The sequence below is a fragment of the Anaerofustis sp. NSJ-163 genome, from assembly GCF_024135845.1.
GTDB lineage: Bacteria > Bacillota > Clostridia > Eubacteriales > Anaerofustaceae > Anaerofustis > Anaerofustis butyriciformans.
This window is the reverse complement of record NZ_JAMYJV010000005.1, coordinates 55,584-81,190: the sequence shown is the minus strand read 5'-3', so window position 1 is coordinate 81,190 and position 25,607 is coordinate 55,584. Positions and strand designations below refer to the sequence as shown.

Here is a 25,607-nt window from a genome sequence, read left to right as displayed (position 1 = left end):
TTATATATGAATTATCAATTATCTAAATATAATTTATAATGTATAAATCAATTTATATTTAAAATATATTATCTATTAAGATATTAAACAAACTTTATGTAGTTTGTTTTTTTTATGTATAAAATTTCCGTATATGGCTAAAATATGAAATAACAAATATATCTGATAAGAGGTTGTTATGGAAAAATTAAGTAAACATAAAATTATGTTAATAGGATTTTTATTTTTAATATCATTCACTATTTTTTCTGCCTGCTCTTTTGCCGGTATGGAAATAACAAAATCTGATGGGAATCAAGTAAAAGGGAGCTTGGAAAATAATGAAGAAAATGTTATAACTACTACGACAACAAGTGTAACATTTAAGCGTTATTATACTAAAGTTGGTATCAAAAAAACAGAAACAGTAAATATAGAAGCTGGAAATGTAGGTTTAAATAAAAGCCAGTTTTTAGAAAAATATAAAGATTGGACGGTTGAAAGTTTTAATGCTGATTCAATTGTATTATCAAAAAATATAGATTCCTATCCTAAAGGTTATTATTTAATTACTGTTAATGAAGATACTCCTGAAGGGTATATTGTAGCTTATTCTTTTGATGACGATGGAAATAAAAGTATTGTAGAACAAACTCAAACTCCTATTGAATTATTAGACACTAATGCAGCTGAAGAAATAAAAAAAGGTATTGTGGTTCAAAGTGAAGAAGAGATGTATAATATATTACAAAACTATGCGGAGTAAGATGAAAATGAAAAGTAAAACAATGAAGAAAAAGACAAGAAAGAATAAGACAATGAAAAATAAAACAATGATTTTTATTATATTAATGTGTATTTTAATGACTACAGGTGTTTATTTTGTAAATATTTATGCCGGAAATTATGTTTATTATGGTTCACCTTCTTCTCAAGTTACTCCTGTACAGCAAAAACTAAAAAGATGGGGCTATTATGATGGAACTGTAGACGGAAAATTTGGTTCACAAACGGAAAAGGCAGTTAAATATTTTCAAAGTAAAAATGGCTTAACCGTTGATGGCAAAGCAGGGAAGAGAACTTTGGAAAAAATGGGACTTTATAATTTATTATCTTCAAATTCTTCATCTTCTTATTATAACTTAAGCAGTAGTGAAATAAATTTAATAGCAAGAGCCGTAAACGGAGAGGCAAGAGGAGAACCTTACGAAGGGCAGGTTGCAGTTGCTGCCGTAATTTTAAACAGAGTAAAATCATCATCATTCCCTAATACAGTAAGCGGGGTTGTTTATCAAAATGGTGCATTTGATGCAGTTGCAGACGGACAAGTTAATTTAACTCCAAACACTTCTTGTATAAATGCTGTAAAGGATGCAATGAATGGCTGGGATCCTTCCGGAGGAGCATTATATTATTATAATCCTAAAACAGCAACAAATGAGTGGATAAGAACAAGACCTATTATCAGAACAATAGGAAATCATGTTTTTTGTAAGTAGGTGAAAAAATGAAAAAAAATATTTTGATTGGATTTTTATTAATTACTGTAGTTACACTTGGTGTGTTTGCTTATTTTGAAACTAAAGACAGTAAAGTGTTGGCAAATAGTATAGAAAATAACTACGATAAGAGTTTAAATTCTCTTCTTGAAAGTTTTGAACAACTTAGTTCCCGACTTTCTAAAGTTAATGTAAGTAATGATGAGGAATTTATAAAAGAAGAGCTTATAAACTTATATGGACTTAATTTATCTATTAATGAAAATATAAACAATTTACCTATAAATCATAGTGCAGTTGTTGATGCAAGTGAATTTTTAAATAAAACGACAAACTATTATTACTCATTAATTACGACTGATAAAAAAATTACAAAGGAAAATAAAAAAGATATAAATGAAATATATGAAGCATGTGACAAAATATATCAAAAATTGGATGAAATGAACAGTGAGATACAATATGGAAATGAAGGCTATGATTGGATTAAAAACAGTAATGTATTTATGGCAAATGAATATACAAAAATAGATAATACTTTTAAAGCTTTAAACGAAGAGGTAAATGAATATCCAACATTGATATTTGATGGTCCATTTTCTGATGCTATAAATCAAAATAAGAAAATATCATTATCAGATAAAATAATAACTAAAGATGAAGGTATAAAAATAGTAAAGGAACTTATAGGCAGTGATATAGAAGTAACTTATAATTCTGATATGAATTCAAGCATAGAATGTTTTGTATATTCTTATGAAATTTCTGATGTAAAATATTATGCATATGTTAGTAAAAGGGGAGGTAAAATAATAAGCATAAACAGTAATTATGATGCTGATGAAACTGCTAACAGGGTAGTAAGTATAAAGCAAGCAATTGAAATTGGAAAAGAATATATGCAAAAGATGGATATAAGTGATATGGAAGAAAATTATTATGAAACAAATGGAAATGTTATTACCATAAATTATGCATATGAAACAAATGGAGTTACTTGTTATCCTGATTTAATAAAAGTAAAAGTAAGTCTAACAAATAAAAATGTTGTAGGATTTGAAGCAACAAATTATTATTCAAATCATAAACAAAGAACTTTTGATAAAGATATTTTAAGTAGCGAAGAAGTGTTAAGTTTGATTAATGAAGATTTTGAAATAACAAGAGTAAGACTTGCTGTTATACCAACAAGCACAGAAGAAGAAAAGTATTGTTATGAAATAAAAGGAAAATATAATGATGAAATTTTTATAATATATATAAATGCTAAAACAGGACATGAAGAGGATATTTTAAAAGTAATAGAAGCTGATGACAGTATTCTTACAATGTAATATTTTGTTGAAAAAGGTTTTTAAAGATGATATAATAAACCTTTAAATAGCAAGTCGTTTGATCGCTTTTATTTTAAAAGAGGAAAGTCCGAGCTCCATAGGGCAACGATGCCGGTTAACGGCCGGTTAGGGTAACCTAAAGGAAAGTGCAACAGAAAGGAAACCGCCTTTTAAAGGTAAGGGTGAAAGGGTGAGGTAAGAGCTCACAGGCAAATAGGTAACTATTTGGACGTGTAAACCCCATCGGGAGCAAGACCAAGAAATAACCAGACTTTATGTCAGGTGGCTGCCCGTCACTGGTTAGTGGTAGGTCGCTTGAACTTATTGGTAACAATAAGTCTAGATAGATGATCATTAAAACAGAACTCGGCTTATGAACTTGCTATAAAGAAACACCTTTTGGTGTTTCTTTTTTTGCAAAAGTACAAAATCATTTATTACTAATGTTAATTTTTTATTTTAGATTTTTTTTAATTATATTAAAAATATAATTAATTATAAAAACCTAAAATATTAAAGCATCTGTAAAAACAGATGCTTTATGTTTTATTTATAAAATCTGAAAGGTGAAACGACTGCTCTGTCAAAATCTTTTCTTGCTTTTTTTAGTTTATCCATTTCATTATTGAATTCAACTTTAAATTCATCTGGAAGATTTGTATTTTTAAATGCTTCTTTCATTCTTGCCATTTTTTCAAGGTATCTGTCGAGTCTTATGGCAAATTGAGATTTGTATTCATCTTCTGTATAATCTTTATCAAGAGTTTCTTTAAATAATTTTTTTAAATCTTCATATAATGGAATATTTCCAACAGGTGTTTCAACTGCATCATAATCTCCGTGAATTCTGCCTTCAGCCCAAAGTAACCATACTTTTTTATCAAGTTTTCCATTTAAGAAATTGCCATCAATATCTTTTAAGAAATAGTTTGTTGCATATATTCTTGGAACATGTTTTAATTTTCTTCCAAATTCAAAATGTTTTTCAATAAATTGTTTGAAAGGTACTGAAATAAAGTCACAAGTTGCAAGAGGGTCGTGAGTTCTTACACCTTCTTTTCCAATTGAAGCCATTGTAGTTTCTGATTCAATGATGCTTCCTGTTACCATACCTTGATTCCAAGATGATGATTCAGCTATTGGAACTGTTGTATGAGCATCTCTTCCTCCGAATATCATTGCATCAAGAAGAACCCCTTCTTTATTATTTAGATTTTCATCTGCATTAGCAAGTTCTTCTATTTTCATTGTATATCTTGCATTCTTACTTGATGGAATTATTCCGTATTCTTTTTTCCATTCTCCGCTATGGTTAAATCCTTCTTCAGGAAGTTCAACTCCCATTTTATCCCAATATGTTTTACCGTCACTTACAAGTGTATTAGAGAAAATTACTTCTCTTGGAGTTGTTAATGCATCAAATATAACAGGATCATCTTTACCATTTATTTCGTTTATTATTCCAAATATACCTTGTTCTACATTTACAGCTTTTGGGTTTCCGTCTATATTTCTTATATATGTTATATCGTCACCTACAATACTTTGTCCTGAAATCATAGCTGTACTTGTTTTACCACATCCAGAAGGGAAAGCTCCTGCCATATATGTTTTTCTTCCGCCTTTTCCATGTACGCCCATTAAAAACATATGTTCAGCTAACCAATCTTCGTCCATTGCTTTTTTTATTGCAAGTCTGAAACATAATTTTTTTAATCCTAAACTGTTTCCTGCGTATTGGTTATTACAAGTATATACAGTGTTATTATTTATATCTATGTAAATTCTTCTTTTATCTATGTTTTTAGTAACGCCGTTTACTAATTCTCCTGCACTATGTATTAAATAAAAAAAGTCATCGCTGCCGTTTAAATTTTTAAAATCTGAATAACCTTGTCTATATAAAAGATTTTCGCTGTGTACTACATAAGCAGAGTCTGTGATTTGTAAAGCAGGGATAGAGAAAATTGAATTGCTTGGTCCTAGGCAATAGAATGCAACGTACATTTCTTTGCCTTTCATCATTCCATCCATTATTGAGTATATTTCTTTAAGTCCACTGTCTCTGTTTGTCCAGTTTATATCAAGTCCCCAGTTAACTTCTTTATCAAGTAAATATTTTGTATTTACTTTATCTCTTGCTTGGTCAAGTGGTGAATCAAAATGATATGTATGCCCATCAAGATTTAAAGGTGTTTCTTCTCCGTTTTTTACTGAAATTTCTTTAATATAATTCTGATCTTCAATACTGTCTGTTAAAACAGTAACTTTATCCGGTTTTAATAGTGAAACCATATTTATTACTTTTTGCATAACATATGGATTTTTTAATTCTTCAAGTTTTTTTAAATTTTCAACGCTAATAATATCTTTCATAGTTGTCTCCTTCTTCTTTTATTGTTAAACGTATACACCACATATAAATAATTTACTACAAATTTAATTTTTTTTCAAGATAAGATTATTTATATATTTCAAATTAAAAAAGGAAAAGTTATATTTATTGATAAAAAAAGGCTTTTAATGTATAATAATTTAATTGTAAAAATAAAATTAAGGAGTTTAAAGTGTCTATATTTAGAAAATTTATTAGTTATTATAAACCTTATAAAAAACTATTTTATCTTGATATGTTTTTTGCATTTATTGTTTCTATAGTTGATTTGGCTTTCCCTCAAATTTTAAAATATTTGACAGGTGGGCTTTTTACTTTAGGGAAAGAAACAATACTTAAATATATATGGTTAGTAGCGATTTTAATGTTAATTATGTATATTGTAAGAACATACGGAGAATTTTTTATTACATCTTGGGGGCATATTATGGGTGCAAATATGGAAAGTAATATGCGTCAAGATTTGTTTGATAAATATCAAAGATTATCTTTTTCCTACTATGATGAAAACAATACAGGGGATATGATGTCCAAACTTGTTTCGGATTTATTTGATATTTCTGAACTGGCACATCATGGACCGGAAAATATTTTTATATCTACCTTTAAAATTGTAGGTTCATTTATTTTCCTTTTATTTATAAATATTCCTCTAACTTTAATTTTAATATTAATAACTTTTAGCATGCTTGTTTTTTGTTTATATTTAAATAGAAAAATGCAAGCTACTTTTACCGATAATAGAAAAAAAATTGCAGGTGTAAATTCAGCTGTTCAAGACAGTTTGGCAGGTATAAGAGTGGTTAAATCATTTGCAAACGAAGAAATAGAACATGATAAATTTGATTATAGTAACAGACTTTTCTTATCTTCAAAAACTGCACAATATAAAATTATGGGTAAATATCATGCCGGTACATCTTTCTTTAAAGGCCTTTTATATCTTGCTGTTATAGTTTTTGGAGGATTATTTGTAGCTTATGGAAGTATGAATGCTGCCGATCTTGCTGTATATGCTTTATATATAGGTATATTTATTACTCCTGTGGAAGTTCTTATAAACTTTACGGAACAATTTCAAAAGGGATATGCAGGGTTTAAAAGATTTTTAGAAGTAATTGAACTTAATCCTGACATAAAAGACAGTAAAAATGCAGTGGAACTTAAAGATGTTGAGGGAAATATTACTTTTAAAAATGTTTCATTTTCATATGAACACAATAATAAAGTATTAAGTAATATTAATATCAATATTGAAAAAGGGAAAACCGTTGCTTTAGTTGGACCGTCAGGGGGAGGAAAAACAACTCTTTGTTCATTGATTCCAAGATTTTATGATGTTGACAGTGGTGAGATTTTAATTGATAATACAAATATAAAAGATGTAACTTTAAAATCCCTTAGAAGTTCAATCGGTGTTGTTCAACAAGATGTATATATGTTTGGCGGAAGCATAAAGGAAAATATTGCTTATGGTAAGCCTGGAGCAAGTGATGAAGAAATAATAGAAGCTGCAAAAAATGCAAATATTCATGATTTTATTATGAGTCTTGATGATGGATATGACACTTATGTAGGGGAAAGAGGTACAAGACTTTCAGGAGGTCAAAAACAGAGAATATCAATTGCAAGAGTATTTCTTAAAAATCCTGAAATACTTATACTTGATGAAGCAACATCAGCTCTTGATAATGAAAGTGAAAGACATATTCAAATGTCTCTTGAAAAACTTTCTAAAGACAGAACAACTCTTGTTATTGCTCACAGATTAAGCACTATAAAAAATGCTGATGAAATAATTGTTATTGTAAATGGCAGAACCACAGAAAGAGGAAACCATGTGGACTTAATGAAGAAAAATGGATTATATGCTAAATATTACAATATGCAGTTTGACGGGCTTGAAAAATTTGATATATATGGGTAAAAAAGGCACTGTATAGTGCCTTTTTTAATCCTTTTTTATTATAAATTTTTTTGAAAAATTTTCTAATGGGTCTATAGTATATTTGATTAATGTATCTCTTGAAAAAATAAACACTAATATTAATGTTGTTATAAGAGCAATAATAAAAGCTAACATTATCATAGAAACTTGTCCCGTTTTTACTAAAGGATTTAAAATATGATATCTTATTGGTAATGTAAAAAAACCATGGAAAAAATATATACTTAAAGAATTTTTTCCTAGCTTTGTTAGAATATTATTTTTATTATTTACTAAAGAAGCAATAATATAAATTAATAAAAATGATAATAAGTAATAAAAAATATCATATATAACAAAGTAACGTTTTCTTGAAAAAAACATATCAAGATTAACATCGCCCATAGAAAATAGTGCTACATCAAAATTATTAATATTATTTTTTAATGTAATAAACAATGGTATAAATAAAATAAATAATATGATAGTTGATATTATTGCTATTTTTTTATTTAACAATTTTTTCTTTAATTCATTATAGTTGTATTTATTTAGTAAAAAACCAATAGAAAAAAAAGGTAATAACATTAAAGTTCTTCTTATATTATATTGGTCTATTTCTATTAGGCTTGCAGCTATTGCTGTAATAAATGCAAAAAAAGGATAATATTTTATATTTGTAAAACATGGGCATATTATTCTTAATAAAAACAATACTGCTAAATACCAAGAAGTATAATTATGTCCAATAAAAGGTCTTAAAAATAATTCATATGATATTTCTATATTTTTAATGTTATTTATATCTATATAAATATCATTTCCTTTAAAAATATAAAATAATAGAGAAAGGATATAATATAAAAAAAGTAGAGATATTGCATTCCTAGCTTGTTTTTCTCTATTTTTAGAAAAATATCCCGATATTAATATAAAGAATGGCATATGAAACATAAATACAAAACTGTACAATACTTGAAATGGTGAGCCTGAAATAGTCGGAACTAAATGAAATAGTACAACCAATATAATTAACAGTCCTTTTAAGTTGTCAAAATAAAAAGTTCTGTTTTTTATAGTCTGCATATTTCCTCCTAAAACTTATATTTTTCTTGAATATTTATAAATAATATCATAAAAATTTATTAAATGCAAAGCTAGTATAAAAAGAGATAGTTTAAACTATCTCTTTTGTTTTTATAAAACGTAAATAATATATTATTCCAACAACCATTGGAATAATAGGTGAGATAAATTCTGCAATATATATTCCTATGAAAGATAAATTAAATATTTCTATTAATATTATGCTTAAGGAAACTCGTATTATAACTGCTTGAAGAATTGAGTTTAGCATTGCCGTAAAGGAATCTGATACTCCTGTCATAAATGAATCCATAATATACATTACTGCATAGGATACAAAATTTATTGAACAGCATATTCTTAAATATTTTACTCCTTCACTTATAACCTTTATATCAGTTGTGAATATGCCTATAATTTTATAAGCATATATTTGGAAAATCATAATAAGTATAAAACAACTTAATATTGCATAAATTATGGAAAGATGAATTGTTTTTTTTATGTTATTAATATTTCTTGCTCCATAATAATAAGATACTAAATTTATTACAGCTTGACCTATTGCCCAGCATGGTAAGGCAGCAAAAGTATTTATCTTTAGTCCTATTCCTGCTGCTGATGCTATTGTTGTTCCATATCCATTTAATATTTTTGTAATTATTAAATACGAAATATTTAAAATAGTCATTTGTACTGCACAAGGTAATCCGATTTTAATTATATTTATCACGTAATCTTTTTTCATATACATATGTTTATATCTTATTTTTGATAATAGTTTTGTTCTTAAATATATATAAGAACAAAAGAAAGATATTCCTTGTGAAATTACTGTCGCAAAAGCTGCTCCTTTTACTTCTAAATTTAATTTATAAATAAATATATAATCTAAAAATATATTTACTAAGGTTGAAAGTATCACAAAAAATAAACAACTTAAAGAATCTTCATATCCTTTAAGAATTGAATAGACTGCATTATATCCAAAAGTAAAAATAATTCCAAAGGAAATTATTTTTATATAATCATTTGCATAATTTAATGCACTTAAAGGTACATTCATAAACTCAAAAATGTTTTTATGCGATAATAAGATGATTATAGTAAGCATAAAAGATATAATTACGGAAAGTGAAAACAACGTAGCTATGGTATGTTTTATATTTTCTTTATTATGTTCCCCGTTAAATTTTGAAATCATAACGCTGGCACCTGTTGTTATTCCCATACAAACAGAATTTATTATGAATGAAATCATTATTGCACTACTGAGTGCCGTTATAGCATTTTTACCCACAATATTTCCTACAAAAGCAATATCAACAACTGAGTAAAACTGTTGTAATATATTAATAAAAAATAATGGTAAAGCAAGTTTAATTAATTTATTATTTATTTTATATTCTTTTTTCATGTTATTCTCCTTATCTTGATATATAAATAAAAGACCTAAGATAAAACATTATCCTAAGCCTTTAAATTTGTATTAAAATAAGAATTTCATAATATTAAAACATGAAATAGGATTTTTATTTTAAAAATCTTTTATTTTTGGCTTCGTATAATGTTTTATCAAAACTTAATTTATACGAAGCATAGATTATGCAAAGTTTCATTTTTATCTCCTTTAAGGATACTAATGATTCATTATATAGTCTGCCGTATCTTTATCAATTACAAGAGTATTAATATATTTACCTTTTAAAGCTGCAAGAATTGCTTCGTGTTTATCTTCTCCTCCTGTAATACATACGACGTTTTTACTTCTTTTTATTGCATCTATATCAATAGACATTACTCTATTATTAAAATCGCAGTCTATTTTATTCCCGTCTTTGTCAAAATAGTTTAAGCAAATATTTCCTACTGCGCCTTTTTCTTTTAATTCGTTGTAGTCTTTTGGGTTTAAAAACTGTTCTTTTAGAGAAGAGGTTGAACTTGCCATTAAACCAACACTGCCAAGAATTATATCGCAGTAATTAAATAGGTTGAATAATTTTTTTAAACTTTCTTCTTGCATTAAAGTTTGTTTTGTTTCTTTTTTTGAAACAAATGTAGGTGCAAACATATAGTATGCTTTTGCATCTATTTTTTCTGCAAAGTTTTTTGTTATGTCATTTGTTAGGCGTGTATCTCCAAGATTGTTAAGACTTCCAACCAATTGAAGCGCTTTAATATTTTTGTATTTACCTTTTAATGCAGGAAAATAATTTACTGTATTGTATATTGTTCTTCCCCATGATATACCTATTGTTAAATTATCTTCAAGTAAATCAGTTACCAGCTCTACTCCGGCTCTACCAAGCGAATGGAATATATCTTCGTCTTCTTGAGGCTGTGCAACCATTACTCTTTTTAGTGAGAACTTCTTTTCTATTTCTGATTCAAGATTAATAAGATATTCTTCATATCCTTTAATGTTGATGTCAACAATTCCAAGTTCTCTGCTTTTTTTAAGAAGTCTGTTTACTCTTTGTCTAGACATGTGTAATCTTTGTGCAATTTCACTTTGGGTTAATTCTTGTTTATAATAGTAATATGCTATCTTTGTAAGGATTTTTTCTTCAACTGCCATAACCAACCTCCATAACAAATGTTATTTTTCTAAATTATATCATAATATTGAGCAAATGTGTTAAATTATTTTTAAAAAAAGTTAAAATTGGTACAAATTATAGTTGAAATTTCAATTGTAATGCTTTACAATGTGTTTAAAGAGAAAGTCATTTGTTACTTTTGTAAACAAATGCTCGTTTAAGAAAATTTTTTCTAACAGCATTAAAAAATAGGAGGATTAAAAATGATGACGTTTGAAGAAAGAAAAAAAGACAAAAACGAAATGCTAAAAGTCTTAAAAACAATGCTTACTTCTAGACATTTTGAACTAAAAGTAAACGAAATGTTTATGGCTGGATTGATTCACGGTACAACTCACCTTGGAGTTGGTGAAGAAGCTTGTCATGCAGGAATTAGTTTAGGTCTTAAGGAAGATGACTGGATTGTTCCTACACATAGAGGACACGGACATTGTCTTGCTAAAGGTGCAACTCCTTATAATATGTTTTGTGAACTTTTTGCAAATTATGAAGGTGGTTGTAAAGGACTTGGCGGTTCAATGCATTATATTGATTTAGAACATTGTAACCTTGGAAGTTCTGCAATCGTAGGTGCAGGTGTTCCAACAGCCGTAGGTGTTGCATTTGCACTTAAAAAACAAGGAAAGAAAAATTGTGTTGCCGCATTCTTTGGTGACGGTGCTTCAAATCAAGGAATGGTGCTTGAAGGAATGAACCTTGCAAGTATTTGGGATGTACCTGTTTTACTTTGCTGTGAAAACAATAGATACGGAATGTCTACACCAGCAAAATTCACAGTACCGGTTGAAGATATTGCAGTTAGAGGAGAAGGCTTTAACATAAAATCTAAAGTAGTTGACGGAATGGACGTACTTGCCGTTATGGAAGCTGTTATGGAAGCCAGTGAATATTGCAGAGAAGAATGTAAACCTTATCTATTAGAATTTAAAACATATAGATACCTTGGACATTCAAAATCAGACCAAAGAAAATACAGAACAAAAGACGAAGAAGAAGATATGAAGAAAAATCATGATGCTATCGAAAGACAAAAAAATTATATGATAGAACAAGGCATGATTACACAAGAAGAATTTGAAGAATTAAATAAAAAGATAGAAAAAGAAATTGAAGATGCTGCTGAAAAAGCAAAGAAAGTGGACAAAATCATCTCTGTTGATGAAGCGATGAGTTATGTTTATGCTGAGTAGGAGGAAATAAAATGGGAAAAATATCTTATTTACAAGCAATAAAAGACGCAATGAGCGAAGAAATGCGTAGAGATGAAAATGTGTATTTCTTAGGTGAAGATATAGGTTTATATGGTGGTTGCTTCGGAGTAAGCAGAGGAATGTTTGATGAATTTGGAAAAGAAAGAGTAATTGATACTCCAATTTCCGAAACAGGTTTTACATATGCAGCTTTTGGTATGGCAATGTTTGGACTTAGACCTATTGTAGAAATTATGTTTGGTGACTTTGTTTCATTAGCTGTTGAACCTATCGTAAACGGTGCTGCCAAATATAGATTTATGACAGGTGGTCAAGTAAAAGCTCCATTGGTTCTTAGAACTCCATTTGGTTCTGGAACAGGTGCTGCTGCACAACATTCACAATGTCTTGAAGCTTTATTCTTAAATACACCTGGACTTAAAGTTGTTATGCCTGCAACTCCTTATGATGCAAAAGGCTTATTAAAATCAGCAATTAGAGATGATAATCCTGTATGCTTCTTTGAAAATAAACTTTTATATAGAACAAACGGTGAAGTTCCTGAAGAAGAATATACTATCGAACTTGGCAAAGCTGATATTAAAAAAGAAGGTAGCGATATAACACTTGTTGCATGGTCAAGAACTTTACTTTTCTGTTTGGAAGCGGCAGAAAAATTAGCTGAAGAAGGAATAAACTGTGAAGTTGTGGATGTTAGAACACTAAGACCATTAGATACAGAAACAATAATTAATTCTGTTTGCAAAACAGGAAAAGCGTTGGTAGTTTACGAAGCTCCAAAATTCGGAGGTTTTGGTGGAGAAATAGTTTCAACAATAAACGAAAGTGAAGCTTTCTATCATTTGGATGCTCCTGTTGAAAGACTTGGTGGAATGGAAATTCCTGTACCTTACAATCCAATTATAGAAAAACAAATTGTTCCTTCTGTTGATGATATTGTAGCAAAAGTAAAAGAAATGATGTAAAGGAGGGTGGTAATATGAGTAAAATATTAGCAACTCCTGCTGCCAGAGTTTATGCAAAAGAGAAAAATATTGATCTTGCAAATGTGGTTGGCAGTGGCAAATATGGTGCAATCGTATTAAAAGATTTGGAAAATGTTCTTCCTGTTATGAGAGAAAAGGGAGTTAAGATTACCCCGGTTGCAAAGAATGTTATGAATTATTACGATGTTGACGTTAAAGATGTAGCTTATTCTAATAATAAAATAACGAAAAATGATGTAATGAGTGCCGTTGGTTTGGAAAAAGAAGAAAAAACAGCATTGGAAAACGCTACTGTTGTTAATGCTCCTATTCTTGAAGATAAAGTTATTCCATATAAAGGAATGAGAAAAGCAATCGGAGATAACATGATGACATCAATGTTAAATGCTCCTCAAGTATCTCATTTTGCAGATATAGATACAACGGAATTTATGAATATATTTGAAAAAACCAAAGCTGTATTTAAAGAAAAATATAATAAAAAACTTACCGTTACTGATTTATTAATGAAAGCTGTTTGTATGACTTTACAAAGATGTCCTAAAGTAAATGCAAACTTTGACGGAAAAGAAATTCATAGAAGAAGTACAGTAAATATAGGTTTGGCTGTTGCTCAAGAAGATGGGCTTGTAGTTCCTGTTTTCAATGGTGTTGAAAACAAAAATATCTTTGATATTTGTGACGAAAGAAGCGAAATTGTACCTCAAGCAAGAGCAAATAAATTAAGCGGTAAATATTATAGAGGTGCGACTTTTACAATCAGTAATACAGGTAGAAGTGTAAATAATTTCTTTACACCAATAATCAATCCTGGTGAAGTTGCAATTCTTGGGGTAGGAAGAACTTCTCAAATGCCTGCTGTTGTTGACGGAGAAATTGTTGTAAGAACATTTACAGGATTTAGTATAACAATAGATCATAGGGTATTGGACGGTATGGATGCTGTTGGTTTCTTAAATACTTTAAATGAAGTTTTAAGCAATCCTATAGGTATAATAATTTAATCAGGAGAATGTTTTAATATGGGAAAATATATGTTAATGCCAAAACTTGACATGTCTATGGAAGAAGGTCAAATTCTAAAATGGATGTGTAAAGTAGGAGATAAGATAAAAAGAGGCGATATAGTCGTAGAAGTTGAAACGGGCAAGGTTGCTTTGGAAGTTGATAATCCAACAGCTGATGGGACAGTTCTTGCTTTATATGTTGAAGAAGGAGAGGATGTAAAAGTAAATACTCCTATAATGTATATTGGAGAAGATGGCGAAGTTCCTCCTACAAAAGAAGAAGCCATGGGTAAAGATGAAGAAGTAAAAGAAGAATCAAATTCTTCCGGTGATGTTTCAATGGATGATTTTGACGGTAAATTTATGTTAATGCCAAAACTTGATATGTCTATGGAAGAAGGAGAAATTCTAAAATGGATGTGTAAAGTAGGGGATGATATAAAACGAGGCGATATAGTTGTAGAAGTTGAAACGGGTAAGGTTGCTTTGGAAGTTGATAATCCAACAGCTGACGGAACAGTTCTTGCTTTATATGTTGAAGAAGGAGATAATGTAAAAGTAAATGAACCTATAATGTTTATAGGTAAAAAAGGTTCAACTCCTCCAACAAAAGAACAAGCTCAAATGCTTACAAACCCAGATAAAAAAGTTGAATCAAAACCTAAAAAACAAGAAAAAGAATATGATTATGATTTAGCTGTTATCGGGGCAGGTCCTGGAGGATATGTTTGTGCTATAAGAGCTGCTCAACTTGGAGCAAAAGTAGTTATATTTGAAAAAGAAAATATAGGTGGGGTATGTTTAAATAAAGGATGTATTCCTACAAAATCATATGTAAAAAATGCAGAAGTTTTAAGAGAAATAAAACATGCTGATGAAATGGGTATTGAAATTGATTCCTTCAATGTAAACTGGTCTAAAGTTTTAGATAGAAAAAATAAAGTTGTATCAAAACTTACAGGCGGTGTAAAAGGTTTATTAAAACGTCATAAAGTTGATGTTGTTATGGGCGAAGCAGTAATCAATACAAACCATGAAATCTTGGTAGGTAATGATTCATACAGCGTAGATAATATTGTTGTAGCTTGTGGTAGTGAATCTGTTATGATTCCTATTGAAACTGATAACAGTGTTGAAATTTTCGATTCTGAAAAAATACTTAACTTAGATAAGTTACCAAAAGACTTGGTAATTATCGGTGGTGGTGTTATCGGTGTTGAATTAGCCGGTGTAATGAATGAATTTGGTGTTAAAGTAACAATAGTTGAAATGCTTGACAGCATTCTTGCAATGGCAGATGATGATGTTATTAACGTAGTTGACAAAGAACTTAGAAGCCACGGTATAGATATTATAACAGGAAAAGGTGCAACCAAGATAGAAGGCGGTAATGTAGTATTATCTGATGGTACTAAAGTTAAAGCTGACTGTGTACTTATGTCTGTTGGTAGAAAACCTGTTAAAGTTGCAAGTAATGTAAATATTGTTGTAAGTGCTAAAGGATTTATTGAAATTGACAATAAATTAAAAACAAGTATTGACAATATTTATGCTATCGGTGATGTTACAGGTAAAGTTATGCTTGCTCATACCGCAAGCAGACAAGGTATTGTTGTTGCAGAAGATTTATTCGGAGAAGGTGAAGAAGTTGATTACAGCATGATTCCTTCTTGCGTATTTACAATACCTGAAGTTGCATGGATTGGTTTAAATGAAAAACAAGCAAAAGAACTTGGTATTCCATATAAAACAAGCAAGATGCCTTTCGCAGGAGTTGGAAAAGCGCTTGCAATGAATGATACAACCGGTTTTGTAAAAGTTATTACAGACGAACGCTTTGATGAAATAATCGGTGTTCATATTGTAGGACTTAATGCTTCAGATATAGTTGCACAAGGTGCAATTGCAATGGATCTTGAAGCTACAAGTGAAGAAATTGCCAATATTACTTTTGCTCATCCTACTTTATCAGAAGGTTTTATGGAAGCATGTGAAGGTATTAAAGGTAAAATGATACATGGATAAGTATTAATTAAAGAGCTTGATAAATTCAAGCTCTTTTTTTATTGTCTTATAACAAAATTTTATTCAAGTTCATATAATGTAATGTACAATCAGGAGAATATTTATATGATAAAATTAACTAATGTAAAAATAGGGCAGACAAAAAAAGTAAAAAAAATATGTGCAAATAAAGATGATAAAAGAAGATTTTTAGACTTAGGGCTTATAAACGGAACAAAAATAAAGCCTGTATTTGTAAGTCCTTTAAATGATCCTGTTGCATATGAAATAAGAGGAAGTATTATAGCCCTTAGAAAAGAAGACAGTGATAAAATTTATGTATATTGATTATTTGTAACCAAAAACCTCTTTATGCATATTCTATTATTAGGAAGCATAAAGAGGTGATTTTATGGGGCTAACTTTAGGTTCAACAGGTTCTAAGTTATTAAAAAAAGATGTATTTGAAAGAGTTGTCGGATGTGATTTTACCATAGGTCTTTGTGGAAATCCCAATGTTGGTAAATCTACGGTATTTAATGCTTTGACAGGTATGCATCAACATACAGGGAATTGGACTGGTAAAACAGTAAGCAATGCTATAGGAGAATATAAGTATAAGAATAAAAGCTTTCTTTTGGTAGATATTCCCGGAACTTATTCTTTAATGTCAAATTCGAAAGAAGAAGAAATAGCGAGAGATTATATTTGTTTTGGTAAAGCTGATTTAATGGTGGTTGTTGTAGATGCAACTTGTCTTGAAAGAAATTTAAATTTAGTTTATCAAGTTATGGAAATAACAAATAATGTTATTGTATGTGTAAATTTACTTGATGAAGCAAAGAAAAAAGGAATAAATATTGATTTAAAACTTTTAAGTGAGTATCTTGGTGTGCCGGTTGTAGGAGTAAGTGCTAAATATAAAAGGACTTTATTTGATTTAACAGAAGAAATTTATCGTATTTGTGTAGATGAAATAAAAATAACACCAAGTAATATTAAATATGACATAAAAATAGAAAATGCAATAGAGCATATATCTTCTGTCCTAGAGGGATATGATTTAAAAAATACATATATCAAAAGGTGGATATCATTAAAGCTTATTGAAGATAATAAAAAAATTTTAAATTCAATTGAAGAATATTTGGAAATTGATTTAAAAAATAATGCTAAGCTTAAAGAAGTAATTGATTATGAAAAAAATAGATTAAATGAATGTTTATCATATAATTTTACTGAAATGATTATGCAAACTATACTTAAAAATAACGAATTTTTATGTTCTAAAGTAATCCGTTTTAATAACAGAAATTATAACGAGCGAGACCGAACGATCGATAAAATTCTAACTTCAAAATTATTTGGAATACCTATAATGCTGGGTTTCCTTTGTTTGATTTTCTGGATTACAATATATGGAGCAAACTATCCGTCGGAAATACTTTCTAAGTTTTTTTCTTTTATAGGAATTAAACTATATGATTTGTTTAATTATATGAATATTCCTGTATTTTTTAAGGGCATGTTGTTAGATGGTATGTATAATACATTAACCTGGGTTATAAGTGTAATGTTACCGCCTATGGCAATTTTTTTTCCATTGTTTACGATTATGGAAGACCTTGGCTATCTTCCAAGAATTGCATTTAATTTGGATAGATGTTTTAAATGTGTATGTGCATCCGGCAAGCAGGCTTTGACAATGTGTATGGGATTTGGCTGTAACGCAGCCGGAGTTGTTGGATGTAGGATTATAAATTCTACAAGGGAGAGACTTATAGCTATTATTACAAATGTATTTGTTCCTTGTAATGGACGTTTTCCTTTTTTAATTACGGTTGCAACAGTATTTATAGGTGGTGTTGGTTTAAATTTTAAAAAATCAATATTATGTACTTTAACGGTTTTACTTGTTGTATTACTGGGTGTTTTTATGACTTTTGTTGTTTCAAAATTTTTATCGGTTACTTTTTTAAAAGGAGCACCTTCAACTTTGGCTTTGGAACTTCCATCTTTTAGAAAACCAAAAGTAACAGGCATAATAATAAGGTCCATATTTGATAGAACTTTATATGTTTTATATAGGGCTATAATTTTTGCTGCCCCTGCGGGAATAGTAATATGGCTTATGGCAAATATTACAATAGGAGATATTAGCATTTTAGGTTTTGTAGCAAATTTTTTAGACCCATTTGCAAAGCTTATGGGACTAGATGGTTATATTTTAACAGCTTTTATTCTTGGTATTCCCGCAAATGAAATAGTTCTTCCTATTATTTTAATGTGTTATCTTGGTAATGGAAGTATTGTTGATATAGAAAGTACCATGCAAATAGGAAATATTTTAATTCAAAACGGCTGGACAATATTTACAGCAATAAATGTTATGATATTTATGCTTTTGCATTTCCCTTGCGCCACTACTTTAATGACAATAAAAGCTGAAACAAAAAGTATAAAATATACTGTTTTATCTTTTTTAATTCCAACTTTTTTAGGGGTTATGTTATGTATGTTTACAAATTTAATATTTAATTTGTTTTTTATATAATAATATTATTTATTTTCAATTTTATAATATTTTAAAACTTTTTTTAGTACATTATTGTATTCACCACTAAGAAAAGAAAAAACATTTTGTATATTTATATTTTCTTCTTTTAGTGGTGAAATTTCTTTGTAAATCAAATTATAATAAATTTTTATCTTCTTTGATAATCTTTTTTTATCTCTCTTTTTATTTTCAAATAATAAAAGATTCTCAAGTCCAATTATATTGCTTAAATATTTTACAACATTAAAACGAATACCATTTAATTTTTTTTCATTCATATTTTTTATCTTCCTTTACAAAATTTTTAATACGAAAGTATATATAACTATTTACCATAAATATAGTAAATAAAGGTAGTAAATTATTGATAAAAAAATTAAAATGTGGTACTATTTTTGTATATAAAAGAGTTTTTAATCTAATTATATAATTATTAGATAGGAGATATTATAATGTGTAAAATAAATAAAACAGAAGCAAGTTGTGTTAGTGAATATACAGTTCCTGCAGATATAAAAGTAATTGAAGAAAAAGCTTTTAAAGACTGTAATAACTTAAAAAAAGTTATTATTTCTGAAGGTGTAACTGTTATAGGGAACAGAGCATTTGATAAATGTAAAAATTTGGAAGAAGTTGTACTTCCATCTACTCTTAAAATAATAGGAAACAATGCATTTAAAGAATGTTCAAGTTTAAAGAAAATAATTTTTCCTGAAGGACTTGAAAAAATAGGTAATATTGCTTTTTATATGTGTGAATCTTTGGAAGAAGTTGTAATTCCAAGAAGTATGAAAAGTATTGGATACTACGTATTTTACGGTTGCTCAGGACTAAGAAGCGTAACAATTCCGGATACAGTGGAAAATATTGATTTATTTGCTTTCCATGGATGTACATCTCTTAAAGAAATTAACTTGCCTAATAGCTTAACAAGCATTGGCGGTTATGCTTTTTCAAATTGTACTGGGCTTAAAACAATTAAATTACCTGAAAGCTTGGAAAGCATAGGTATTTGTGCATTTGACGGATGTTCAAATCTTGAAGAAATTTTCCTTCCAACAAGTCTAAAAAGCATAAGCGATTATGCATTTGATGGAGCAAACGGACTTAAAAGATTATTTATTCCAAAAACAGTTGAAAAAATCGGCGCATATGTTTTTGCAAACTGTTCAAATTTAGAATGTATAAATGTTGATGAAGAAAATGAATATTATTCAAGTGTAAATGGTGTTTTATATAATAAAGATCAAACAACACTTTTATGTTGTCCTGGTGGAAAAGATGAAGTTGATATTCAACCAAATGTAACTGCAATAGGACCAAGAGCTTTCCTAGGTTGTGTAAATCTTGAAAGTATTGATATTTTAGATGGTATTACAAGTATTGGAAATTCTGCTTTTGACGGATGTAAGAGTTTGGAACAAATCAATATTCCTAACAGCGTTGAAAGTATTGGTGCAGGCGCATTTAGCGGTTGTAGACATATTATAGATATGGTTATTCCAGACAGCGTAAAAGAAATTAAGAGAAGCGTATTTAACGGATGTTGGAGACTTGAAAGATTAACACTTCCATTCATTGGTGAAAGTGAAGAAAAAAATACTTATCTTGGATATTTATTTGGGGCAAGTTCTTATTATGAAAATGAAACTGATGTTCCTGCTTCTTTAAAAGAAGTAACAATAACAAGAGGTGGTATTGATGATTATGCATTCTTCTTATGTTCTGATTTAAAACAAGTTAACATTAAAAACGGTGTTACAAGAATAGGCAGACTTGCTTTCCATAAATGCACGGGACTTAAAGATATTTATATTCCTGAAAGTGTTGAAGAAATTGGCATTGAAGTATTCTCAGGATGTAAAAACTTAACAACACTTACTGTTGATGAAGATAATAAGGAATATTCAAGTGAAAGCAATATTTTATTTGATAAAGAAAAAACAACAGTAATTTGTTGTCCATTTGTAAAAGGTGCTGTCGTAATTCCAAGTGGAGTTAAGAAAATAGAAGAAAGAGCATTCAGTTACTGTGATAGAATTTCAAGTTTATCACTTCCAAAAACAGTTGAAGAAATAGGAAGAGAAGCATTCTTTGGATGTAGAAGTTTAATTCAACTTGCAGTTCCAAGCGGTGTTAAAAATATAGGTGATTATACTTTTGCAGGATTTACAGGACTAAAAAGCATAACAATTCCTGAAAGTGTAAAAAGTATTGGTGCATATGCATTTGATGGTTGTACAAATCTTGAATATATTACACTTCCAAGCAGTGTCGAACAACTTGGAGTAGGTGCTTTCAATAACTGTGCAAGTCTTAAAGATTTTATCATTCCAGAAGGTATGAAACATATTTCAGGTTTTGCTTTCTATGATTGTATTAGCTTACAAACAATAAGAATTCCTGATAGTGTTGAATATTTAGGTGAAAGAACATTTGATGGATGCAGCGGACTTACATCTGCAACAATCGGTAAAAATGTTCAAAAAATGGGAAGATATATATTCAACTATTGTAAGAACTTAAACAGTGTAACTATTGAAGGTAGCGATACTGAAATAGGAGAACACGCATTTAAAGCTTGCGATAACCTATACATGTTTGTAAATAAAGGTTCAAAAGCTGAAGCTTATGCTAAAGAAAATGATATTATTTGTATAGCTGAATAATAAATAAATTTAAAAGACACACTTATGTGTGTCTTTTTTTGTATATAATATTTTCATATCATTTAACGGCACTGTAAATCATGAAGTGAATTTCTTTTCTTGCTATAGTATTATCATGGAAGGAGGAAAAAGTATGAATTTGATAGATGGATTACAAAATGCAATAAATTACATGGAAGATAATATAACAGAAGATATTGATTATGATAAAATTGCAGAAGTTGCTTGTTCTTCAAGGTTTTATTTTCAAAGAATATTTCAAATTATTTGTGGATATACAATAGGTGAATATATAAGAAGTAGAAGGTTATCTTTGGCAGCGGAAGAACTTTATAATAAAAACGTGAAGGTTATAGATGTTGCCTTTAAATACGGCTATAATTCCTGTGAAAGTTTTAGCAGAGCTTTTACTAAATTTCATGGAATTAGTCCAAGTCAAGTAAAAAGCGGTAATTCAAATTTAAAATCTTTTTCTAAACTTTCCATGAAAATTGTAATAGAAGGAGGAAAAGACATGAATTACAGAATTGAAAAAACAGATGAATTTACTATTATTGCCAAAAGAGCAAGATATTGAGGGTGGAAGGAAATAAGCAATAAAAATATAAAAAAAACTTGGCAGACATATTTTGAAGATGGCACCATTAAAGAATTATGTTCTTATACTAACCCCGATAATATGTTTAAGGGAGCAATAGTGGGAGTATGTTTTGACGATCCAACAAAGGGAGATTTTGATTATGCAATTGGGACTTTATATAATGGGGGAAAAGTAAATGAAGAATTATCTCTTGAAATTGTTCCAAAAAACACATGGGCAGTATTTCCTTGTGTAGGAAAAATGCCAGAGGCATTTGAAAAATTGTATAAAAGAATATATACAGAATTTTTCCCTACAAGTAAGTATCAACCTTACGGAGGAATGTGTATAGAAGTATATTATAGTGATGATATTTTAAGTGAAGATTATAAATGTGAAATATGGATTTCTGTAAAGGAAAAATAAAAGACCTCTTTAGAGGTCTTTATATTTTTTCAGTAAACATTAATTGTTCTCCTGATTCTTCCATTTGTTCGTCTATATGATTTTCCAAATCATTTATAAAGTTTTCAAAATCAGGTAGTTCAGATATTTTTTCTATTCCCGCAAGTCTTAAAAATTCTTTTGTTGTTTTAAAACTCATAGGTTTTCCTATTACGTCTTCTAATCTTCCAGCTTGTTCAACAAGTCCTCTGTCGATTAATAAGTCTAAAGAACTGCTGGATTTAACCCCTCTTACAAGCTCAATATCCAGTCTTGTAACAGGTTGTTTATATGCGACTATTGCAAGTGTTTCTAAAGCTGCTTGTGAAAGGTTTGTAGTATTATAATTTGTAAGAATTTGTTTTACATAATCAAAGTATTCACTTCGTGTTGTTAGTTGATATGTATCATCTGTTCTAACTAACTTTACACCTCTCATGTTATAATCATATTCGCTTTGTAATTTTTTTAGTAAAGATGTTGCATATTTTTCATTAATATTAAGTACTTTTTTTATTGTATCAATATGCACTTTATCTCCTACAGCAAATAAAATACTCTCAATAATATGTAAAAGTTCATTTTCATCTTTGTTTATAAACTCGTTATTATTTGTTTCGCTCATCTTTACTCCTAAATCTTTTCTAATAAAATATCTCCGTATACTTCCGATTGTGTAAGTTTTACGGCATTGATTTTTAACAGTTCTAATGTTGCAAGGAATGTTGCAATAATATATCCTTTTTTATGATTATATTTAAATAATGATAAAAAACTTATCTTGTTTTCTGTTTCAAGTATTTTAGATATGGTTAAGATAGAATCGTCAACAGAAAAAGTATCTGTTTCTATTGTTTGATGGTCACTTATTTCGTTTACTCTTAATTGATGTTTTACAAGAATATTTTTAAGAGCTTTTGCAAGTAATGATACATCTATGTCTTTTACTACATATTCATCTTTTATTTCACTGAAATATTCCGGATCTTTTGTAAGTGACTTATTGTAAACTTGTTCGCCTTCTTTTAAGTTTTTAGTAAGCTCTTTAAAGGCTTTGTATTCGATAAGTCTATTTACAAGTTCTTCTCTTGGGTCGATTTCTTCATCATTTTCATCTACCTCAACAGGAAGAAGCATTTTTGATTTTATTTCCAGTAAGGTAGATGCCATTACAACAAATTCACTGGCAACTTCCATATCCAAATCGTTGAATTTATATATATAATCTAAATATTGTTTTGTAATTTCAACAATTGGAATATCATATATATCTATTTCATTTTTATGTATTAAATGAAGTAGAAGATCCAAAGGACCTTCAAAACTACTTAAATGTAAAATATTTTCTTTCATAATACTCCTTAAAGCAGTATATTTAAAAATGGCATCATTATAGGAGATAATATAATTCCTATTACTCCGGTAACAAGTAAAACTATAAGTATAATATATAAATATCTTTCATATTCATAAAACTTAGCTTCATATTTATAAGGAAGTAAACTTGCAAGTATTTTTGAACCATCAAGAGGTGGCACAGGAATAAGATTAAATATCATTAAAGATATATTTATTATTACTCCGTATTGTAAGATATAATATAAAGCTAAAATATCAAATATAGGTGCAACAAATTTATATAAAATTGAGAAAATTATGGCTAGTATCAAATTAGATAAAGGTCCTGCTAAACTTACAAGTATCATTCCTAATTTTCTTTTTTTGAAATTCATTGGGTTAATTGGAACTGGTTTTGCCCATCCAAATCCAAAGAATAGTAGAGCAAGAAACCCTAAAATATCTACATGACTCGTTGGGTCCATTGTCATTCTTCCAGAAATCCTTGCAGTAGGATCTCCCATTTTGTCCGCTACAAATGCATGTGCAAATTCATGAACACTAAGTGCCAATATAATTGGAATAAGCATATATAACATTTGTATTAAATTTTGACTACTAAATAAATTCATTACATCTCCTTTTTAGTTAGTCCTCAAGCCAGCTTGGAACTACATCGTTTTGAATTAGATTTTCATAAGTATCTCTTTTTACCATTAATTCTGCTTTGTCATCTTTTAAAAGTACAACAGGAGGAGTTTTAAGTCTGTTATAATGACTTGACATTGAATAGTTATATGCTCCTGTGTTTAATACTGCAAGAATATCTCCGGGTGCTGCTTTTGGAAGAAGGATATCTTTAATAAGAGTATCTGTTTCACAGCATTTACCACTTACAGTATAAAGTTCATTTGCTTCTTTGTTGTATTTATTTGCAATAACAGCATGGTAAATTGCATTATATAGAGCCGGTCTTGGGTTATCAGCCATACCACCGTCAACACTTATATATTTTCTTAAATAAGGGATTTCTTTTATTGTTCCTATTGAATATAAAGTTATACCTGCAGGACCGATAATGTATCTACCAGGTTCAACTATAATCTTAGGAATTTTTATTCCAAGAATATCGCATTGTTTTCTTATTATTTTGCTGATTGTATGTACATATTCTTCAACATCGAATACAGGGTCATCGTGTAAGTAGTTTATTCCAAAACCACCGCCAAGATTTAAAGCTTCAATTTCAACCCCCATTTCTTTTATGTTATATACAATTTCAAGCATTGTTGTTGCTGCTATTTCAAAAGGTTTAGGTGAAGAAATATCAGAACCTATATGACAGTGTACCCCTGTTAAGTTTAAGTATTCTTCATCAATAATCATTCTTGCTGCTCTTACAGCCATATTTACAGGTATACCGAATTTTGAATCGATTCTTCCTGTTTGTATATATTCATGTGTATGAGCTTCAACCCCAGGAGAAACTCTGAAATGTACGTTTTGAACCTTTTTAAGTTTCTTTGCTATTCTTCCAACCAAACCTATTTCATAAAGGCTGTCGATTGTAATAACACCGACACCTGCTTCAATAGCTTCTTTGATTTCTTCTGCTGATTTATTACTTCCATGGAAACATATTTTTTTAGGGTCAAGACCTGCTTGTAAAGCTGTATAAATTTCTCCGCCTGAAACAGTATCAAGACATATTCCTTGTTGTTTTATTATTTTAACCATAGCAATATTTGTAAAAGCTTTTCCGGCATAATTTATATCATAATCAAGTCCGTATTCTTCAAAACTTTCTTTGATTAAATTAATGGCTTCTACAATTTTATTTTCACTTATAACGTAAAGTGGTGTTCCGAATTCTTTTGCAAGCGCCACGGTATCATGACCTGCGAAAATAAAATGTTCATTCATGTCTACTAACTCCTAATTTTAATTATTTTTTCTTTAGCTTAATTACACATTATATCAGATATTTATTT

22 protein-coding genes and 1 other RNA gene are annotated in these 25,607 nt (G+C 29.0%); 14 read left to right on the top strand and 9 right to left on the bottom strand.

Annotation, left to right across the window (positions count from 1 at the left end; translation table 11 throughout):
* Positions 1-178: 178 nt before the first annotated feature.
* The 4 genes from M6G78_RS07855 (at position 179) to rnpB (ending at position 3,202) form a co-directional block, all read left to right on the top strand.
* Positions 179-745 carry a hypothetical protein gene (locus M6G78_RS07855; RefSeq protein WP_138269508.1) on the top strand — a complete coding sequence of 189 codons (567 nt, stop codon included), beginning with the start codon at positions 179-181 and terminating at the stop codon, positions 743-745.
* A 7-nt stretch (positions 746-752) separates the two neighbouring features.
* Positions 753-1,478, top strand: coding sequence for a spore cortex-lytic enzyme (gene sleB, locus M6G78_RS07850; protein WP_253230092.1), 726 nt, complete (start codon positions 753-755; stop codon positions 1,476-1,478).
* Positions 1,479-1,486: 8 nt separating this feature from the next.
* Entirely contained in the window at positions 1,487-2,812 is a 1,326-nt protein-coding gene (locus M6G78_RS07845) for a PepSY1/2 domain-containing protein (RefSeq protein ID WP_253230091.1), read from the top strand.
* Positions 2,813-2,858: 46 nt separating this feature from the next.
* An RNA gene (rnpB, locus tag M6G78_RS07840) (RNase P RNA component class A) lies at positions 2,859-3,202 on the top strand.
* Between the two features lie 156 nt (positions 3,203-3,358).
* Here rnpB and M6G78_RS07835 read toward each other — a convergent pair.
* Positions 3,359-5,188, bottom strand: coding sequence for a phosphoenolpyruvate carboxykinase (GTP) (locus tag M6G78_RS07835; protein ID WP_253230090.1), 1,830 nt, complete (start codon positions 5,186-5,188; stop codon positions 3,359-3,361).
* Between the two features lie 191 nt (positions 5,189-5,379).
* On the opposite strand from M6G78_RS07835, the gene M6G78_RS07830 reads away from it, so the two are divergent.
* Positions 5,380-7,134 (top strand): ABC transporter transmembrane domain-containing protein, encoded by a 1,755-nt coding sequence (locus M6G78_RS07830; protein WP_253230089.1) that lies wholly within the window; start codon positions 5,380-5,382, stop codon positions 7,132-7,134.
* Between the two features lie 24 nt (positions 7,135-7,158).
* Here M6G78_RS07830 and M6G78_RS07825 read toward each other — a convergent pair whose 3' ends face one another.
* The 3 genes from M6G78_RS07825 to M6G78_RS07815 all read right to left on the bottom strand — a co-directional run bounded on the left by M6G78_RS07825 (position 7,159) and on the right by M6G78_RS07815 (position 10,798).
* Positions 7,159-8,220 carry an acyltransferase family protein gene (locus tag M6G78_RS07825; RefSeq protein ID WP_253230088.1) on the bottom strand — a complete coding sequence of 354 codons (1,062 nt, stop codon included), beginning with the start codon at positions 8,218-8,220 and terminating at the stop codon, positions 7,159-7,161.
* Between the two features lie 91 nt (positions 8,221-8,311).
* On the bottom strand, positions 8,312-9,637 hold the full coding sequence (locus M6G78_RS07820; protein ID WP_253230087.1) for an MATE family efflux transporter: 1,326 nt from the start codon (positions 9,635-9,637) through the stop codon (positions 8,312-8,314).
* Between the two features lie 222 nt (positions 9,638-9,859).
* Positions 9,860-10,798 carry a sugar-binding transcriptional regulator gene (locus M6G78_RS07815; protein WP_138269097.1) on the bottom strand — a complete coding sequence of 313 codons (939 nt, stop codon included), beginning with the start codon at positions 10,796-10,798 and terminating at the stop codon, positions 9,860-9,862.
* A gap of 225 nt (positions 10,799-11,023) precedes the next feature.
* Here M6G78_RS07815 and M6G78_RS07810 point away from each other — a divergent pair, with 225 nt between their 5' ends.
* From M6G78_RS07810 to feoB, 6 genes are all read left to right on the top strand, one after another.
* Positions 11,024-12,010, top strand: a complete 987-nt coding sequence (locus tag M6G78_RS07810) for a thiamine pyrophosphate-dependent dehydrogenase E1 component subunit alpha (RefSeq protein ID WP_138269098.1) — start codon at positions 11,024-11,026, stop codon at positions 12,008-12,010.
* Between the two features lie 11 nt (positions 12,011-12,021).
* The gene (locus M6G78_RS07805) at positions 12,022-12,996 is read left to right on the top strand and encodes an alpha-ketoacid dehydrogenase subunit beta (protein ID WP_138269099.1); all 975 of its coding nucleotides are present in this window, start codon (positions 12,022-12,024) and stop codon (positions 12,994-12,996) included.
* A 14-nt stretch (positions 12,997-13,010) separates the two neighbouring features.
* Positions 13,011-14,021 (top strand): dihydrolipoamide acetyltransferase family protein, encoded by a 1,011-nt coding sequence (locus M6G78_RS07800; protein ID WP_138269122.1) that lies wholly within the window; start codon positions 13,011-13,013, stop codon positions 14,019-14,021.
* Positions 14,022-14,039: 18 nt separating this feature from the next.
* The gene (gene lpdA, locus M6G78_RS07795; protein ID WP_253230086.1) at positions 14,040-16,049 is read left to right on the top strand and encodes a dihydrolipoyl dehydrogenase; all 2,010 of its coding nucleotides are present in this window, start codon (positions 14,040-14,042) and stop codon (positions 16,047-16,049) included.
* Positions 16,050-16,154: 105 nt separating this feature from the next.
* Positions 16,155-16,376 carry a FeoA family protein gene (locus M6G78_RS07790; protein WP_253230085.1) on the top strand — a complete coding sequence of 74 codons (222 nt, stop codon included), beginning with the start codon at positions 16,155-16,157 and terminating at the stop codon, positions 16,374-16,376.
* A gap of 64 nt (positions 16,377-16,440) precedes the next feature.
* Positions 16,441-18,582 carry a ferrous iron transport protein B gene (feoB, locus tag M6G78_RS07785; RefSeq protein WP_253230084.1) on the top strand — a complete coding sequence of 714 codons (2,142 nt, stop codon included), beginning with the start codon at positions 16,441-16,443 and terminating at the stop codon, positions 18,580-18,582.
* A gap of 5 nt (positions 18,583-18,587) precedes the next feature.
* Here feoB and M6G78_RS07780 read toward each other — a convergent pair whose 3' ends face one another.
* The gene (locus tag M6G78_RS07780) at positions 18,588-18,863 is read right to left on the bottom strand and encodes a hypothetical protein (RefSeq protein WP_138269103.1); all 276 of its coding nucleotides are present in this window, start codon (positions 18,861-18,863) and stop codon (positions 18,588-18,590) included.
* Positions 18,864-19,037: 174 nt separating this feature from the next.
* On the opposite strand from M6G78_RS07780, the gene M6G78_RS07775 reads away from it, so the two are divergent.
* The 3 genes from M6G78_RS07775 (at position 19,038) to M6G78_RS07765 (ending at position 22,260) form a co-directional block, all read left to right on the top strand.
* On the top strand, positions 19,038-21,254 hold the full coding sequence (locus tag M6G78_RS07775) for a leucine-rich repeat domain-containing protein (RefSeq protein WP_253230083.1): 2,217 nt from the start codon (positions 19,038-19,040) through the stop codon (positions 21,252-21,254).
* Between the two features lie 133 nt (positions 21,255-21,387).
* Positions 21,388-21,831, top strand: a complete 444-nt coding sequence (locus M6G78_RS07770) for an AraC family transcriptional regulator (protein WP_253230082.1) — start codon at positions 21,388-21,390, stop codon at positions 21,829-21,831.
* A gap of 12 nt (positions 21,832-21,843) precedes the next feature.
* Positions 21,844-22,260: a GyrI-like domain-containing protein gene (locus M6G78_RS07765; protein WP_371922835.1), complete on the top strand. Its 417-nt coding sequence runs from the start codon at positions 21,844-21,846 to the stop codon at positions 22,258-22,260.
* Positions 22,261-22,279: 19 nt separating this feature from the next.
* Here the strand turns inward: M6G78_RS07765 and scpB are convergent, their stop codons facing one another.
* Genes scpB through lysA form a run of 4 tightly spaced genes read right to left on the bottom strand, consistent with a single transcriptional unit; the run spans position 22,280 to position 25,539 of the window.
* Positions 22,280-22,903: an SMC-Scp complex subunit ScpB gene (gene scpB / locus M6G78_RS07760; protein WP_253230081.1), complete on the bottom strand. Its 624-nt coding sequence runs from the start codon at positions 22,901-22,903 to the stop codon at positions 22,280-22,282.
* A gap of 8 nt (positions 22,904-22,911) precedes the next feature.
* Positions 22,912-23,631, bottom strand: a complete 720-nt coding sequence (locus M6G78_RS07755) for a ScpA family protein (RefSeq protein WP_253230080.1) — start codon at positions 23,629-23,631, stop codon at positions 22,912-22,914.
* An 8-nt stretch (positions 23,632-23,639) separates the two neighbouring features.
* Positions 23,640-24,248, bottom strand: a complete 609-nt coding sequence (locus M6G78_RS07750; protein WP_253230079.1) for a site-2 protease family protein — start codon at positions 24,246-24,248, stop codon at positions 23,640-23,642.
* 16 nt (positions 24,249-24,264) lie between these two features.
* The gene (gene lysA / locus M6G78_RS07745) at positions 24,265-25,539 is read right to left on the bottom strand and encodes a diaminopimelate decarboxylase (RefSeq protein WP_253230078.1); all 1,275 of its coding nucleotides are present in this window, start codon (positions 25,537-25,539) and stop codon (positions 24,265-24,267) included.
* Between the last annotated feature and the right edge of the window lie 68 nt (positions 25,540-25,607).